1 protein-coding gene is annotated in these 432 nt (G+C 41.2%); it reads left to right on the forward strand.

Translation table 11 applies throughout. The features are described 5' to 3' along the window. On the forward strand, positions 1-347 hold a 347-nt coding region (locus FMN63_RS27685; RefSeq protein ID WP_205514365.1), incomplete at its 5' end, for an MBL fold metallo-hydrolase. Between the last annotated feature and the right edge of the window lie 85 nt (positions 348-432).

Here is a 432-nt window from a genome sequence, read left to right on the forward strand (position 1 = left end):
CACAAGATAAGGGAACAACACAGGTAGTCAAAGATGGCGAAACTGCCTTCGTTTTGGGGCATGAATTTAGTGTAATTGCTACGCCGGGTCACACTTTAGGACATATCTGTTACTTCAGTAAACCTTATCTATTTTGCGGCGACACACTGTTTTCTGGTGGGTGTGGTCGGTTGTTTGAAGGGACAGCATCACAAATGTATCAATCACTTAAAAAGTTAAGTGCGTTACCTGACGATACATTGGTATGTTGTGCTCATGAATATACCTTATCAAATATGAAGTTTGCTTTGAGTATTCTTCCGCACGATTTGTCCATAAATGATTATTATCGTAAAGTTAAGGAGTGACGGGCAAAAAATCAAATACCACACACTGCATATCGGCAGCAGCGTCAGCACCCTAGTGATCAGTAAGTAACGGATGATCTTCCAC

This window comes from Stappia sp. BW2 (genome assembly GCF_008107695.1).
In the GTDB taxonomy this organism is placed as follows: domain Bacteria; phylum Pseudomonadota; class Alphaproteobacteria; order Rhizobiales; family Stappiaceae; genus Roseibium.